This window comes from Acetitomaculum ruminis DSM 5522, from assembly GCF_900112085.1.
Classification (GTDB): domain Bacteria; phylum Bacillota; class Clostridia; order Lachnospirales; family Lachnospiraceae; genus Acetitomaculum; species Acetitomaculum ruminis.
The window spans coordinates 1-16,540 of sequence record NZ_FOJY01000017.1 but is presented as its reverse complement, the minus strand read 5'-3'; the positions used below and the strand labels follow the sequence as shown (position 1 = coordinate 16,540).

11 protein-coding genes are annotated in these 16,540 nt (G+C 32.4%); all 11 read left to right on the top strand.

Annotation, left to right across the window (positions count from 1 at the left end; translation table 11 throughout):
* Positions 1-77 precede the first annotated feature (77 nt).
* The 11 genes from BM153_RS10700 to htpG all read left to right on the top strand — a co-directional run bounded on the left by BM153_RS10700 (position 78) and on the right by htpG (position 16,166).
* The gene (locus BM153_RS10700) at positions 78-1,421 is read left to right on the top strand and encodes an ATP-grasp domain-containing protein (protein ID WP_092873574.1); all 1,344 of its coding nucleotides are present in this window, start codon (positions 78-80) and stop codon (positions 1,419-1,421) included.
* 9 nt (positions 1,422-1,430) lie between these two features.
* Positions 1,431-2,096, top strand: a complete 666-nt coding sequence (locus tag BM153_RS10695) for a DUF3786 domain-containing protein (protein ID WP_092873572.1) — start codon at positions 1,431-1,433, stop codon at positions 2,094-2,096.
* A 144-nt stretch (positions 2,097-2,240) separates the two neighbouring features.
* Positions 2,241-2,390, top strand: coding sequence for a helix-turn-helix domain-containing protein (locus BM153_RS10690; RefSeq protein ID WP_330392100.1), 150 nt, complete (start codon positions 2,241-2,243; stop codon positions 2,388-2,390).
* 56 nt (positions 2,391-2,446) lie between these two features.
* The gene (locus BM153_RS10685) at positions 2,447-2,923 is read left to right on the top strand and encodes a DUF2691 family protein (protein ID WP_092873568.1); all 477 of its coding nucleotides are present in this window, start codon (positions 2,447-2,449) and stop codon (positions 2,921-2,923) included.
* A 23-nt stretch (positions 2,924-2,946) separates the two neighbouring features.
* Entirely contained in the window at positions 2,947-6,288 is a 3,342-nt protein-coding gene (locus BM153_RS10680) for a PD-(D/E)XK nuclease family protein (RefSeq protein ID WP_092873566.1), read from the top strand.
* Positions 6,275-10,147, top strand: a complete 3,873-nt coding sequence (locus BM153_RS10675; RefSeq protein WP_092873564.1) for a UvrD-helicase domain-containing protein — start codon at positions 6,275-6,277, stop codon at positions 10,145-10,147. Before BM153_RS10680 ends, BM153_RS10675 begins: the two co-directional genes overlap by 14 nt.
* A gap of 13 nt (positions 10,148-10,160) precedes the next feature.
* A complete protein-coding gene (locus BM153_RS10670) occupies positions 10,161-10,757 on the top strand; it encodes a Maf family protein (protein WP_092873562.1) in 597 nt (198 codons plus the stop codon).
* Positions 10,758-10,903: 146 nt separating this feature from the next.
* Positions 10,904-12,325: an NAD(P)/FAD-dependent oxidoreductase gene (locus BM153_RS10665; protein ID WP_092873560.1), complete on the top strand. Its 1,422-nt coding sequence runs from the start codon at positions 10,904-10,906 to the stop codon at positions 12,323-12,325.
* Between the two features lie 43 nt (positions 12,326-12,368).
* A complete protein-coding gene (locus BM153_RS10660) occupies positions 12,369-13,436 on the top strand; it encodes a peptidylprolyl isomerase (protein WP_092873558.1) in 1,068 nt (355 codons plus the stop codon).
* Between the two features lie 10 nt (positions 13,437-13,446).
* Positions 13,447-13,935, top strand: coding sequence for a DUF5721 family protein (locus BM153_RS10655; protein WP_092873556.1), 489 nt, complete (start codon positions 13,447-13,449; stop codon positions 13,933-13,935).
* Between the two features lie 176 nt (positions 13,936-14,111).
* A complete protein-coding gene (htpG, locus tag BM153_RS10650) occupies positions 14,112-16,166 on the top strand; it encodes a molecular chaperone HtpG (protein WP_092873554.1) in 2,055 nt (684 codons plus the stop codon).
* The last annotated feature ends 374 nt before the right edge of the window (positions 16,167-16,540 follow it).

Here is a 16,540-nt window from a genome sequence, read left to right as displayed (position 1 = left end):
TCATGAGGAAGTAGCGAAGCGGATTCCGAATGTCCGCTTTACTAAAGAAAATGCTTTTCTTAGAAGGGAAAAACTGTATGTATATAGAAAATCAAGCTTTTATTGACTCGTTAAATAAAACAGGATTAGATGAAAATAACAGAGGTAAATCAGTGGAATATATTAAAAATTCTGATATTTTAGCTCATGGAAAGCCTGTTCCTTTTTCTTATATCCCGTTATTTATAAATGATAATGATCTGGAATTTTTTAATGAAATATTAAAGATATTGCAGGGGATTTTAGGTAAAATTACAAACAGATATATTATAGATGAAGAATACAGAAAAATATTTGGCTTTTCAAAAGACTTAGAAAGGCTTATCTGCCTGCCTTGTAATTATGAAGAAGTCATTCCCGTTGGAAGGTATGATATGTTTATCTCCCCGGAAAATGTGGATAAGGGTCTTTGGGATTTTAAATTTTGTGAGTTTAATACCGACGGCTCCGGGGGCATGAGCAGGGACTTGGAAATTTCAAATCTTATCCTAAAGGGAGAGGCAGTTAAATTAATGTCCAAGGAATATAAGCTTTTTTGTATGGACAGTATAAGCTTTATTACAAAGAAACTTTTACAGGTTTATTTTTCTGATAAAAACGCAGTAGACACCCCAAATTTTGCTATAGTGGATTTTAGGGAAGAAGGTGTTATGAGCGATTTTAACAGATTTATAGAATGTTTTAAGAAAGCCGGCATAAATGCTAAGTTTGTTGATGTGAGAGATTTAGAATTTGACGGTGAAAGACTAACTGATAAGACAGATGGCAGGGTTATTCATGGAATATATCGAAGGCTTGTAACCGGTGAAATATTAAAACGAATGGATGAATGTGAAAATCTAATTAAGGCCGTAGAGGCTGAAAAAGTGGTTTTGCTGGGGCATTTTAGGACTTCTATTGCCCATTCAAAGATTATAAATATCGCCTTGCATCACAAAAAAACAAAGGCTTTTCTTACAGATGAAGAGATAGATTTTATAAATTTACATATTCCAAAAACCTATTATTTAAGGGATGATTTAGAAAAACACATTTTAAAGGAAGCCCTTGAAAATAAAGATTTATGGATAGTAAAGCCTGAAGAGGGATTTGGTTCGATGGGAGTATGTGCAGGAATGGATGTAAGTAAGGATGAATGGGAAGGTATCTTAAGAAAAAACATGAATAGCTTTTATGTTTTACAGGAGTTTGTCAAACCTTTAAAAATGCCTCTTTTATCTGCCAAAGAAAAAATAATAAAAGAATGGCCTTTAATGCTTGGAGTGTATCAGGCTGCCGGTGAAGTGGCAGGTTTTTACAGCAGGGCTGGCTTTGAGGGAGTTATTGATTTTTCCCATGATGGAATATGTGTCACCACTTTAAAGGCTGACAGGAAATATTAGGAGGTATTTATGAGTATAAATTATCACGCTTTTCAAAACAGAGGAGTAGCTTTTAGCGAGCACGAAGAAGATGCTATAATATGGTATCAGAAATTTAGCGGTTTTAATCCCCAAAAAATATCTAATATTTTGCATTTACAAATAATTGATGGAAATCCCCACATTAGATATTTTAACAATGAATACAGATTAAACTGTCAAAATGGTAAAATCGAAAAATTAATTGATGATAAATGGGATGATGAAAGAGTATGTTTTAACGAGGCAATGGCTATTTATCATCTTTTTACCTATACAAAGGAAATGCCGGTTGTTTCAGGTGAGTATATGCTTGCATCATCATTACAAGGGGAGGTTGTGGCAAATCCCTATGTAAAAGATCCTTTAATCTGGCCCTTTGAAGAAAGGTTTAAAAACAGGGTAGATAGGTTAAGAAGCCTTTGTAAGAAAGCTTGTGGAATAGAAATTAATGAAGGAGATTGTGGTTTTGAATTTGAAGCATTTCCAATGGTACATATAAGACTTGTTTTTTGGGATGAGGATGAAGAAGATGATATGCCGGCATCTTTAAAAATCTGGGTGGATAAATGCATACTTGATTTTATGCATTATGAAACCATAGGGTGTATTACTTCGGATTTACTGGAAATGTTGGAAAAAGCAGATGATGTTTAAAATAGCATTTACGAAAATATCTTTATGTTCCAAATAAATAAACTGTGTTATAATAGCTCTAGCATAGACTAATAGGGAGAAAATGTAAAAATGAAAATTACCGATAGCAAAGACGTCTTAATTGAGCTTAGGAAAAGTACGGGGATGAACAGAAAGGAATTTTGTGAATATTTTGAAATTCCCTACAGAACTGTTACAGATTGGGAACTTGGCAATAGAAAAATGCCTCTTTACCTCTTAAATCTTATGTCTTATAAGGTTGAAAAAGAACAGCTTAATGTAAGAAATAATTAGTAAACTAAGATTTGACTTAACGGTTTAATGCCGTTAAAAACGAGGAGAATATGCGTATGAAGGGTGTTGTATTACACGAAGGAAAAAGATATTTTATGGATCTGTTAGAGATTATTAAAGCCATTAATAATAAAAATCTCGACTATAACTGGTTTATTACAGACACAGAATGTTATCCTGAAAATGATGATATAGATACCATTTTCTTAAAAAAATATAACTGGATGTCAGGGCGTCAGCTCCAAGCTATTTTAAATGTGGAAAACTTTAAATGGGAGTGGGCGGTTTTATCTGCCTTTAAAAAAGATGTGGAGTTAAAGGAAATTTTAGAATATGAATTTCCATGTGCAGATGTTTATCCGGGATTTTGGGATAATGGTATTTCACTACAGCATCCTTTAGCAGATATAGAAATTATTCCCTGGAACGGCAGTGCGACTTTTGTGATTTCAAAAGATGATGCAATTGTGGATGAGTTCATTGAATATTTCCCGGAATGTGAAGATTTGGAATCTTACAACAAAAGATTATAGTTTAAAAAAGATAGGGGAAAAATATGGCTTTACAATTAGTTTTGGGAAATGCGGGAAGCGGAAAATCAAAATATGTATTTGATTATATTACAAAGCAGTCTATTGAAGATAAAAAGGCTGCTTTTCTGGTAATTGTGCCGGAACAGTTTACCATGAGTACTCAGAGAAATATAGTAAAGGTACATCCTGGTCTTGGTATGATGAACATTGATGTTTTAAGTTTTCAAAGGCTTGCTTTTAGGATTTTTGAAGAAACAGGTTCTCTTAAAAAGACTATTTTAGAAGATACCGGAAAAAATCTTGTTTTAAAAAGGGTGATGGGCCAGGAAAAGGAAAATCTTAATGTATTAGGGGCAAATGTCAATAAAATTGGCTATATTACCAATCTACGCTCTATTATCTCAGAGTTTACCCAGTATAATGTAGATACAGATGATCTTTTTAAACTGGTACAAAAAGAAAAACCTGCCAGTGTATTATCCTTGAAATTAAAGGATATCCATACCATTTACAAAGGTTTTGAAGAATTTTTGGAAAATGATTTTGTTACGGCAGAGCAGGTTTTAGACTTATTATGCCAAGTTATCAAAAAATCTAAAAAGTTAAAAAATACCACCATTGTCCTAGATGGTTTTACAGGTTTTACACCTATTCAGGAAAGGGTATTAGAAGAGCTTTTAAAGGTATGTAAAGAGCTTATTGTTACAGTTACAATAGACCATAAAGAGGATTTAACTAAAGCACCTAAAGAGCAGGAGCTTTTTAATCTGTCAAAAAATACCATCAGAACTTTAAAAAATATAGCTGCAAGTGCCGGCAGTCCGGTAAAAGAAGATATTATTTTAGATAAACAATATCGTTTTAAAGCCGATGGAGAACTGGAATTTCTTGAAAAAAATCTTTTTCGATATAATCAGAATATTTACAAAAAAATTGGTGATGAAATATCTTTTCATTCCTGCAATAATCCGGATATGGAAGTGGAATATGTTGCAGATACCATAGATAAACTGGTAAGAAATGAAAATATCAGATTTAAAGATATTGGAATTGTATGCGGTGATATGGAAATCTATGGAAACTATTTTGAAAAAACCTTTAATAATTTTGAAATACCGTTTTTTATGGATTATAAAAGGGACATCTTACAAAATCCTTTTATTGAATGTATCAGAGCAGCATTAGAGATTGCAGACAGGGACTTTTCTTTTCAAAGTGTATTCAGATTTTTAAAATGCGGAATGGATGTTTTATCCAAAGATGATTGTGACATTCTTGAAAATTACTGCGTTACAGCAGGGATAAAGGGCTATAAAAAGTGGAAAAAGGACTTTGTTTATATTCCAAAGGGTTATGAAAAAGTGCAGGTTGACTATATTAACTATCTAAGAAAAAAACTTCTTGTTTTACTGGAGGATTTGTATATTGTTTTAAGAGATAAAGAAAACAATGTTGGAGAAAAAACCAGGGCACTTTATGATTTTATAACTAAGCTTGAAATGCAAAAACGCCTTAAGGAATATGAAATTTACTTTGCTAAGAATAATGAACCTTCTTTAGAAAAAGAATACAGTCAGATTTACAAAACTGTTATTGATATGTTTGACAAATATGTCACTTTATTAGGAGATGAAAAAATGTCTCTTAATGAATATTCTTGTATTTTAGATGCCGGATTTGAAGAATGTAAAATAGGAATCATACCTCAGGGACTTGACATGGTTCAGGTAGGAGATATTGAAAGAACAAGGTTTGATGATATAAAGGTATTATTTATTTTAGGAGTAAATGAAGGGGTTATTCCTTCAAATTCCCAAAGTGGTGGAATTATTTCCTCCATGGAAAGAGAATATCTTGAAAGCAGGGTGAAACTTGCTTATGGTGCCAGAAAAAAGGCCTACATTGAAAGGTTTTATATTTATCTTAATATGACAAAGCCTTCTGAAAAATTATATATTTGCTTTAGTAAAAATGATAATCAGGGAAAGACACTAAGACCATCTTTTATTATAAAAAATCTTAAATATATGTTTCCTGAAAAGGAAGTATTTGATGAAGGAGCAAAAGAAGGGATTTTAGGCATTTATAACGAAAAAACCGCCCTTGATTATCTGGCTAAAACCATTTCAAAATCCATAAAAGAAGGGGATTTTAAAGATGAATGGAAGGATTTATATGGCTTATTAAAGGATAATGTTAAGGATAAACTTCTTCTAAGAAAAATAGAGGAGGCTGCGTTTTTTACCAATGATGACAAGGAACTTGGCTTTGCCTTATCAAGATTATTATATGGAGATTCTTTGGAAAATTCAGTTACCAGACTGGAGGATTTTTCAAAATGTGCCTTTTCCCATTTTTTAGATTACGGCTTAAGATTAAATGACAGGGAAAATTATGAATTTGACAATCTTTATCTGGGAAGTATTATGCATAAATCTCTTGAAATTTATTCTTCTTCCTTAAAGGAAAAAGGATATGACTGGATAGATATTCCTGAGGATATTTCAAAAGAAATTTCTCATAAAAGTGTTGACCTTGCCATTGAAAGTCTTAATAAAGAAGTTCTTTATGAAACAAGCCGGAATGAATATAACATAAATAGAATCAGACGACTTATGGAAAGAACAGTCTGGGCTATAAAAATGCAGTTAAACACGCAAAAATTCAAACCGGATGAATTTGAATTTCCTTTTAAGATTAAAAAGAATATAGAACTTGATGAGTTTAAAGATAAATTTGAGCTTTATTTAAAAGGGCGAATAGACAGAATTGATTTAAAAATCGAGGATGACAGGGTTTATTTTAATATTTATGATTATAAAACCGGAAAAAAAGATTTTTCTTTAAAAGAGTTTTACTATGGTATTTCCCTACAGCTTTTGGTTTATATGAATGCCGTAAAATCAGTTAAAGAAAAGTATTTTAAGGATAAAAAGCTGATAATTGCTGGTCTTTACTATTATCATATTGATGACCCGGTAATGGACGGTGATAAAATAAAATTAGAAGATGTAAATGATGCAATTGTCAAGGAACTTTCCCCTAAAGGAATTGTAAATATTGATATTTCGGGAAATGAAGGAAAAAATAATGATAAGGATAAATTAAGCTCTAAGCAGATAAGACAGCTTTCAGAATATCTGGATATTAATATTAATAAATTTGCCAAAAGGATAATGAAGGGGGATATCTCAAAAAAACCCTTTAACGATAATAAAGTCAACGGATGTACCTATTGTAATTACAGCGCAATATGCGGATTTGATGCCAGAGAGGATTCTTATTCCTATAATTATCTTAAAAATATTAAAGAGGACAGAATATGGCAGCTTATAGAAAAGGAGTTAGAAAGTGGGCTGGACTAAAGATCAACAAAAGGTAATAAATGCCAGGGATTGCAGTATTTTGGTTTCGGCAGCGGCAGGCTCCGGAAAAACTGCGGTTTTAGTAGAAAGAATAATTAAATTAATAACTGATAAAGAAAATCCTGTAGATGTGGACAGGCTTTTGGTAGTTACATTTACAAAAGCAGCAGCAACAGAAATGAAGGAAAGGATTATTATTGCCCTTGAAAAGGCCATAGAAGAAGACCCTTTTAATGACCATCTCCAAAGGCAGATAACCCTTATTAATAATGCAAAAATAACAACCATTGATTCATTTTGTTATTTTGTAGTAAATAATTATTTCCATTATATAAATCTGGATCCGGATTTTAAAATTGCAGACGAAACAGAGGTCAAACTTTTAAAAGAAGATGCTGTTTCAAATGTTTTGGAAGAATATTATAAAAACAAAAATGAGGATTTCATTGAATTTGTTGAAGCTTTTGCTACAGGAAAAAGTGATAATAATCTAAAAGAAAAGATTGTTAAAATGTTCGATTTTGCAGGATCTCATATAAATCCTTTAAAATGGCTTGATGAATGTTTAAATGCCTATGATTTTGAAAGCTTTGAGGATTTTAAAAAAAGCGATACCCTAAAAGAATGTTTTAATTACTTTCAAAAAAGATTATCAGAAGCCAAAAGATATAACAAAATGGCAAAAAAGGTATGCGAAAGGGATGATGGACCCAAATATTATTTGGAGGCTTTGGAGGATGATAGTGATTTTTATGAAAGTCTTGAAAAATCCAAAGATATTTCTGATTTTCTTCAAAAGATTGAAAAAATTGATTATAAAACCTTATCCAGAAAAAAAGCTCCAAACCAGTCAGAAGAGGCTAAAAATCTGGCTAAAGCATTCAGGGATGCATCTAAAAAGGCCATAAATGACAAGATAAAAAAGGATTATTGTAATCATAGTTTAATTGAATACTATGAATATGAAAAAAAATGCAAAAATTATGCTAAGGTTCTTATTAATCTGGTTAAGGATTTTACGAAGGAATTTTCAAATCTTAAGGCCGCAAGAAATCTTCTTGATTATAATGATATTGAGCATTTTGCCCTGAATATTTTACTGGATAAGGAGAATAATCCTACTCCTTGTGCCTTGGAATTAAGGGGAGCTTTTTATGAGATTCTTATTGACGAATATCAAGATAGTAATGAAGTTCAAGATAGTCTCTTACACAGCATTTCCACTGAAGATGAAGGAAAAAATAATGTATTTATGGTAGGAGATGTAAAGCAGAGTATCTATAGATTTCGTATGTCAAAGCCGGATCTTTTCATGGAAAAATACAATTCCTATTCCTTAGAGGAAGCTCCTTTTAGAAGAATTGATTTAAAAATGAATTTCAGAAGCCGCAAAGAGGTTTTAAACAGTATAAATTTTTTCTTTGAGCAGATTATGCATAAAGAAGTGGGAAATGTGGAATATGATAAAAACTCTGCCCTTTATGTGGGAAACGCGGACTATAAAGAATGTAAAGCTGGTAATAATACAACAGAAATCTGGCTTATTAATAATGATGAGAATTTTTTACAGGATAATGAAATTTATAAAGATAATAATGAAATCGAAGCTTTGGCTATTGCAAAAAGAATAAAGGAAATGGTGGAAGGAGAAAATCCCCTTATTGTTACTGATAAAATAACCAAAGAGCTTAGACCTGCAAGATATAAGGATTTTGCGGTTTTATATAGAAGTATAAACAGCATAGGAGAACTGGTTTTAACCACCTTTTTAAATGCAGGAGTACCTGCTAAGTTAGATACCTCCACTGGTTATTTTAATGCTTATGAGGTAAAACTATTATTATCTCTTCTTTCAGTAATTGATAATGTAAGACAGGATATTCCTTTATGTGCCACCATGAGTTCTCCGATGGGAGATTTTACCGAAAAAGAACTGGCAATAATCAGACTTGCTTATAAAGATGAAAGCTTCTTTTATCAGGCAGTTTTAAAGGTGGCAGGAAGACAATTTGATTATAAAATTCCTGATGAGAAAGCCAAAGAAACAAATGCTGTCGAGAATGAAGAGGTCCTTGAAGATAAAGAGTTTATAGAATTTGAAAAAGGAGACAGACTTTTAAATCAGGTTATAAATTTAGAAAAAACACCGGATAAAGAAATTTCAAAAGAAGATATTTTACAAAAGGAATTAGAGGCCTTAGGTGGAATTATTGGGGAGAATGACTGGCTTTTATTAAAAGAAAAAGTGAAAAAGTTTCTTGAAAAAATTGAAGATTACAGCAGGGCAGCCACTTTTATGAGGGTAAATGAACTTATAAATTATATCCTTGATGACAGCGGTTTTTTAAATATAATACAGGCAATGCCATCAGGAAATCTAAGAGTATTAAATGTAAAAATGTTAATACAAAAGGCTGTTGAATATGAAAAAACCAGTTATAAGGGCCTGTTTAATTTTAATCGTTATATTGAAAAATTGCAAAAATATGAGATTGATTTTGGTGAAGCGGACTCTGGCGGCAAGAAGGATGATAATGTAAAAATAATAAGTATTCATAAAAGCAAGGGACTGGAATTTCCGGTGGTCATAGTTGCAAATCTTGGAAAAAAATTTAATAAAATGAATACCCGTGATAGTATATTGCTCCATGACAAAAAAGGTCTTGCCATGAATTATGTGGATACAAAAAACAGGATAAAATATAAAACTTTGTCCTATAAAAATCTTTCCAATAAGATACAGGAAGAAGACTATGGTGAGGAATTAAGAGTCCTTTATGTTGCTCTTACAAGGGCAAAGGAAAAGCTTATTTTATCGATTTTTAACAAGGATATGGATAAGTACATTTCAAAGCATAAAGATGCAGTTTTAAATGATAAAAAAGCATTTTTAGACCATGAGATTTTAAATGCAGCTTCTATGGGAGACTGGCTTATAAGGGCTGCTTTCAGGCATCCCACAGCAAAAGCTTATCTTTTAAAGCATGGGGAAGAGGTGGAAGGCTATCCCTATGAATTTGATGAAAATGATAGCTGTGATTTAAAATTTACTGATATTTTTATATATGACATCTTTGCAGAAAATATGGAAGAAAGCATAGAAAAAATGGACAAATATGCACATTTTAAGAAATTGGATTTTAACATGGATTATGGCTATAAAGATATGTTTAAGGAAAAAATAAACTATCTTTATCCCTTTAAAAATATGATTACCATGAAAAGCAAATTTTCCGTATCGGAGATTAAAAAGGCTCATATGGTAGATGAGGAGGGAGAAGAAATCTTTAAAGAAGAAGTGCCCCTTCCTTATATTCCTGATTTTGTTGAGAAAAAAGGAGAAAATATCGGTGCCATTAGGGGAAATGCATATCACAGAATACTGGAATTACTTGACTTTTCAAAGGTTTGTGATAAAGAAAGCATATCAGCTCAGATAAAAACAATGATTGAAAATAATCTTTTAGAAGAGGAAGAATCTAAGCTTGTAAGGCTTGATGATTTAATTACACTTTTTGAGTCAGACCTTGGAGGGCGTATGATTAAAGCCTTTGAAAGAGGGGATTTGGTAAAGGAAAATCCATTTGTAATGGGAAAACCTGCCAGTCAGATAAATCCGGATTGTGAGGAAGATGAAATTGTATTGATTCAAGGAATAATTGATGTATTTTTGTATGAAAATGATGAAATTGTTCTTATTGATTACAAAACAGATAATGTAAGAAGCCCAAAAGAACTTGTGGACAGATATACCACCCAGATGGATCTTTATAAAACTGCCTTGGAAAATGTCACTGGAAAAAATGTAAAGGAATGTATTTTATATTCCTTTAAACTAAATAATGCAATAAAACTTTAAGAAGGATAAGATAATGAAAAAAAGAATAATACTGGCTTCAGGATCTCCCAGAAGAAAAGAGATGCTTGAAAGAATAGGACTTGATTTTGAAATAATAAAAAGCAACTGTAAAGAGATTATTACAAAGACCAATCCTGATGAAATCGTTATGGAACTGGCCTTATGTAAAGCTAAGGATGTGGCCCAAACTCTTAAAGAGGAAGGCCTTGTTATAGCAGCAGATACCATAGTGGTATATGACAAAAAAATAATGGGTAAACCAAAGGATGAAAAAGAAGCCTTTGAAATGCTTTCACTTTTGCAAAACAATACGCATGAAGTTTACACCGGAGTTTGTATAATGGATGCCTCAAAAAAAGAAGAAGTGGTATCTTTTTATGAAAAAACAGATGTATATGTCTGTGAAATGACAAAAAAACAAATTGAGGATTATATTGCCACAAAAGATCCCTTTGATAAGGCAGGAGCCTATGGAATACAGGGGATTTTCGGAAAATATATTAAAGGAATAAACGGAAGCTATGATAATGTAGTGGGGCTTCCCCTGGGAAGACTTTACAAAGAACTATTATCCCTTAAAGAAAAAGGTTATGACTTTGATTTAGATTAAAGAAAAAAATTAACCAAAATAAGGTCAGTATGATATAATATTTAGGTTGTTTTTTCATTTTAAGTGAAAAAATATTCCTTATTACTGCCCGAAATTTTTGGGGCAGCTGATAAGAATTTAGTGTGTAGAAAAAGAGGTATGATGATTTGAATAGTAATAATTACGATGTAATAATAATAGGTGCAGGCCCTTCAGGTATTTTTTGTGCCTATGAGTTAAAGAAGAACCAGCCGGATATTAAGGTTCTTATGATTGAAAAGGGAAGAAGCATTGAAAAAAGACAATGTCCTAAGAGAAAGACTAAAAAATGTATGCATTGTCAGCCATGTTCCATTACAACAGGTTTTGCCGGAGCAGGAGCTTTTTCTGATGGAAAATTATCTCTTTCACCGGATGTAGGTGGAAATCTTCCTGAAATATTAGGCTATGAAAGAACAAAAGAACTTATTAAAGAATCCGATGATATTTATTTGAAATTTGGAGCTGATACAAGTGTATATGGTGTAGATAAACAGGAAGCCATACGAACCATAAGAAGAAAAGGTATCGAAGCAAACTTAAAGCTTATTGAATGTCCTATCAGACACCTTGGAACGGAAGAAGGTTATAAAATCTATGGAAAACTTCAGGCAGACCTTCTTGAAAAGGGAGTAGATATTATCTTTAATACCATGGTAGATGATATTATCATTGAAGATGGAGTTGCCAAGGCAGTAGTCACAGACAAAAATGAAACTTATTATGCAAAAGAAATAGTTTCTGCAGTAGGTCGTGAAGGAGCTGACTGGTTCGCCCATCTTTGTCTTGAAAAAGGAATCAATACTACTGTGGGAACAGTTGATATCGGTGTCAGGGTAGAAGTAAGAAATGAAGTAATGGAGTTTTTAAATGAAAACCTTTACGAGGCAAAACTTGTATATCATACACCGACTTATGATGATAAAGTCAGAACTTTCTGTACAAATCCATCAGGTGAGGTTGCTACAGAATATTATGACGGAAATCTTGCTGTTGTAAACGGACATGCCTATAAGTCAAAAGATTTAAAAACAGATAACACAAACTTTGCAATCCTTGTATCAAAGCATTTTACAAAACCTTTTAAAACTCCTATTGAATATGGAAAAATTATTGCAAAATTAAGTAATATGCTTTGTGACGGAAAAATACTGGTTCAAACCTTTGGAGATTTTAGGCGTGGAAGAAGAACCACAGATGAGCGTCTTTGCAGAAACAACCTTATTCCAACCCTTAAAGATGCCGTACCGGGAGACCTTTCTTTGGTATTTCCACACAGAATAATGGTAGATATCGAGGAAATGATTATGGCTCTTGATAAGGTTACACCGGGTATTGCCAGTGATGAAACTCTTCTTTATGGTGTTGAAGTTAAATTTTATTCCAACAAGGTTGAAGTAAATAAAGACTTTGAAACAAATATAAAGGGACTTCGTGCCATCGGTGACGGTTCCAGCGTAACAAGAGGTCTTCAGCAGGCATCAGCCAACGGATTAAGCGTGGCAGGAAGCATATTAAAAAAGCTTTACGGTAAAGAAGACAAGGATTGATTAAGCAGCAGTTGACATGGGATTTTAGGAGAACAAGAGTAAAATGAAAAAAACAATAGTTTGCCTAATGGCAGTATTAATAGTTGCAGTAAATATTATTGGCTGTGGGAAAAATAGCTCTAATAACCAGGAGAACCTTTTTACCTTGGGAAAGATTGATTGTAGCAAGTCAGAAGCGAAAGTATTTCTTCTAGCCAATCAGATGCTATATGAAAAAGTCCTTGGAAGCGGGCATTTAGACCAGGAAGCCGGAAGTTTAAATAATGCAAAAGACCTTACAAAAGATGAATCTGCTAATTCTGCTATGACTTTAAAAGAAGTAATAAAAGAAAAATCCATGTCAGAGCTTATTAGAATAAAATGTTTGTTAAACATGGCAAAAGAAGATAATACAGAGCTTACAAAAGAGGAAAGCAATAAAGCAGATTCCAATGCATCAAAATATTTTAAATCACTATCTAAAGAAGAAAAAGAATATATTAATCTTGAAGAAAATGATTTAAAAACAGTTTTTGAAGATTATACCCTTGCCATGAAGGAATATTCTCAAAAAACAAAGGACATAAAATGCGACATTAGTAAAGATGATGCAAAAACCATAAGCATAGAAGAAATTTTCTGGCCGACAACCACCCTTTCAAAGGATGGGAAAGTTGTAAAAGAAGAAAAGTCCATGATAGAATCCATTAAGAAAAAGATGGAAGGAGCTTTATCAGAAATAGAATCCGGTTCAGATTTTTCTTATGTGGCGGGAAAATATAACCAGGCTTCAAAAAGCCGACAAGATATTTACTTAGGAGACAATGTTTTACCTGAGGATATTGAAAAAGAGGCTTTTAAACTCAAAAAAGATGAAGTAAGTAAGCTTTTAAAATCAAAGGATGGTTATTATATTATAAAATGTGTTGAAACAGACAATAAAGAGCTTAGCGAAAAAAACTACGAAAAGATGCTTAAAGATTATAAGGAAAGTGAGTTTGAAAAGGATTATGAAACATTTTTGGATTCCTTATCTTCAAATCTGAATGAAAAAGAGTGGAAAGCTCTTGATTTAATGGAAGCTACAGATACTTCAAAGGAAACATTTTTCGATTTTGCAAACATTAATTGAGTGATAGAAAATGACAATATTACAGATTTTAGATACAAAAGATTTTATGTCAAAACTTTTGGTTAAGGATACTTTTGATGATTTTTTACTGGTTAAGGCGGATATTTGCACCAGTGTAAGTACATCAATAGACGGCAGGATAAATAAGGATTTTTTTGACGATACTGAAATTATCCCGGAAGAATATCCAAAGTGGTCCAATCTAAAGCCTTTGTGTTTTGAAATAATAAAGGGAAAAGTATTGCCCCTTTCTGTAAAAATAATCCTTAAACTTCCTAAAGAAAGTCTGGAGGATTTTTTATCAAAAGCCGGTATTCCTGAAAGAAAAGGAGAAATTCAGGGACTTTTTATCAATATTCATTTTGATAAAAACAATCTGAAAGTGGTTACCGGAACTTCACTTAAAACTTTTTCCATTGATAAAACCATTGAATTTGAATGGGACAAATGGGTAAAGAATTTTATGTTTAATGAAAAAATTGAAAATGAAGAAGCATAAATATTAAAAAAAATATTTGATTAGCACTCATGTTATTTGAGTGCTAATTTTTTCTTGACTTTTAATTCTGCCGGGTTTAATATAACTTTTAGGTGTTGTTAGCACTTGAACGAATTGATTGCTAATGATTAAAATTAAAAATAAACGAATTAATTTTATATAAGGAGTGATTTAAAATGAGTGAGAAACACGGAAGTCTTTCAATAAACAGTCAAAATATTTTTCCTATCATAAAAAAATGGATGTATTCAGATCATGATATTTTCGTCAGAGAGCTTATTTCCAATGGTTGTGATGCCATAACCAAGCTTAAAAAACTTGACATAATGGGAGAATATGAGATTGCTGAAGATTATGAGCCAAAGATAAACGTTGAGATTAGTCCTGAGAATAAAACCATTAAATTTACAGATAACGGACTTGGCATGAGTGCAGCAGAGGTTGAAGAATATATTAACCAGATAGCTTTTTCAGGAGCTGCTGATTTCCTTGAAAAATATAAAGACAAAGCAAATGATGACCAGATTATCGGACATTTTGGCCTTGGATTTTATTCAGCATTTATGGTAGCTGATGAAGTTTATATCGATACAAAATCCTACAAAGAAGATGAAAAAGCAGTACACTGGGAGTGCGACGGCGGTACAGAGTATTCCATGAAAGAAGGGGAGAAAAAAGAAGCCGGAACCACCATTACTTTATTCTTAAATGACGACAGCTTAGAATTTTCAAATGAATACAGAGTCAGAGAAGTAATTGAAAAATACTGTTCCTTCATGCCGACTCCTGTATTTTTAAATGTAGAAAATGCAAAAGAAGAGTATGAAACAGTAGAAAAAGACGAGGTTACAGATAAGGATACTGTTATTGAAACAGTAGTAGAAGAGGCTAAAACCGAGGAACGAGAAAATGAAAACGGTGAAAAGGAAGTTGTAGAAGTTTCTCCAAGAAAAGAAAAAGTTAAAATTCTTAAGCGTCCTGTAGCTTTAAATGATCCTAATCCATTATGGCTTAAAAATCCAAGTGAATGTACTGAAGAAGAATATAAAGAGTTTTACAGAAAAGTATTTATGGATTACAAGGAGCCATTATTCTGGATTCATTTAAATATGGATTATCCGTTTAATTTAAAAGGAATTTTGTATTTCCCTAAGATTAACATGGAATATGAATCCATTGAAGGAAAAATCAAGCTTTACAATAATCAGGTATTTATCGCTGATAATATCAAAGAGGTTATCCCTGAATTTTTGATGTTATTAAAGGGTACTATAGATTGTCCTGACCTTCCTCTTAATGTTTCAAGAAGTGCTTTACAAAATGACGGATTTGTAAAGAAAATTTCTGATTACATTACAAAAAAAGTTGCAGACAAGCTTTCAGGAATGTGTAAGACAGACAGAGAAAACTATGAAAAATATTGGGATGACATCAGTCCATTTATTAAATACGGTTGCTTAAGAGATGATAAATTTGATTCTAAGATGAATGATTTCATTCTCTTTAAGAATCTTGATAAAAAATATGTTACATTACCGGAGCTTCTTGTAAAAGAGGAAGAAGTTGAAGTAGTTGACGAAAATAATGAACCTGTAGATGAAAATAAAGAAGAAAAAGAAAAGAAAAATATTTATTATGTTACTGATGAGAAACAACAAAGTCAGTATATAAATCTCTTTAAAGAACAGGGAATGGATGCTATTATTCTTGACCACAGAATTGATCCTAATTTTATTAATCATCTTGAAAGAAAGAATGAAGAGTACAGATTCTTAAGAATTGATACAGATGTTACAGATGAGCTTAAAGACAATGAAGAAGTCAACGAAGAAGAATTAAAGAAAAATGAGGAAACTCTTACAGAACTCTTTAAAAAAGCTCTTGATAATCAAAATCTTACAATTCAGGCAGCTTCTTTAAAAAATGAAAATGTTTCTTCAATGCTTACAGTATCAGAAGAAGGAAGAAGAATGCAGGATATGATGAAGATGTATGCATCTTCAGGAGCTGATATGTCAATGTTTAATGGCCCTGAAACTCTTGTATTAAATGTTAAAAACAAACTGGTTAAATATCTTTTAACTCAAGATGAATCAGATAAAAAAGACCTGTTTTGTAAACAGCTTTATGATCTTGCAAAATTAAGCTATAGACCTCTTGCTCCAGAAGAAATGACAAATTTTGTTGAAAGAAGCAATGAGATTATGGAGTTATTAGCTGATATGAAATAAATTAATAAGATTCCCCCAAGGGCTGTTTCGGGAAAAGAAATTTTTCCGGGACAGCCCTTTTTTTACCGTGCGCCTAGCGGCGCACGTTTCTAACGGGTTAAAGTCCCGAATCCGCCCGGTAGTGGGAAGGATATAGCCGAAAGCAAGGGTGTCCGCCGCAAGACGGAATCTGAAGGAAGCTGGATGTGAGGAACATACTAACTCACGGGCAAATCTCTGGTCTGACGAACAGAAATCTCATATGAGGTTATGCATGAGGGTAAGGCTGCGGTACAAGTCGAAGCCCCATAACTACACGGAATCATGCATGATAAATGAGGCAGATGGATGGAGAGGAAGAAACGTGTGGTACCTAGGGAGGTCTGCGTGAAATG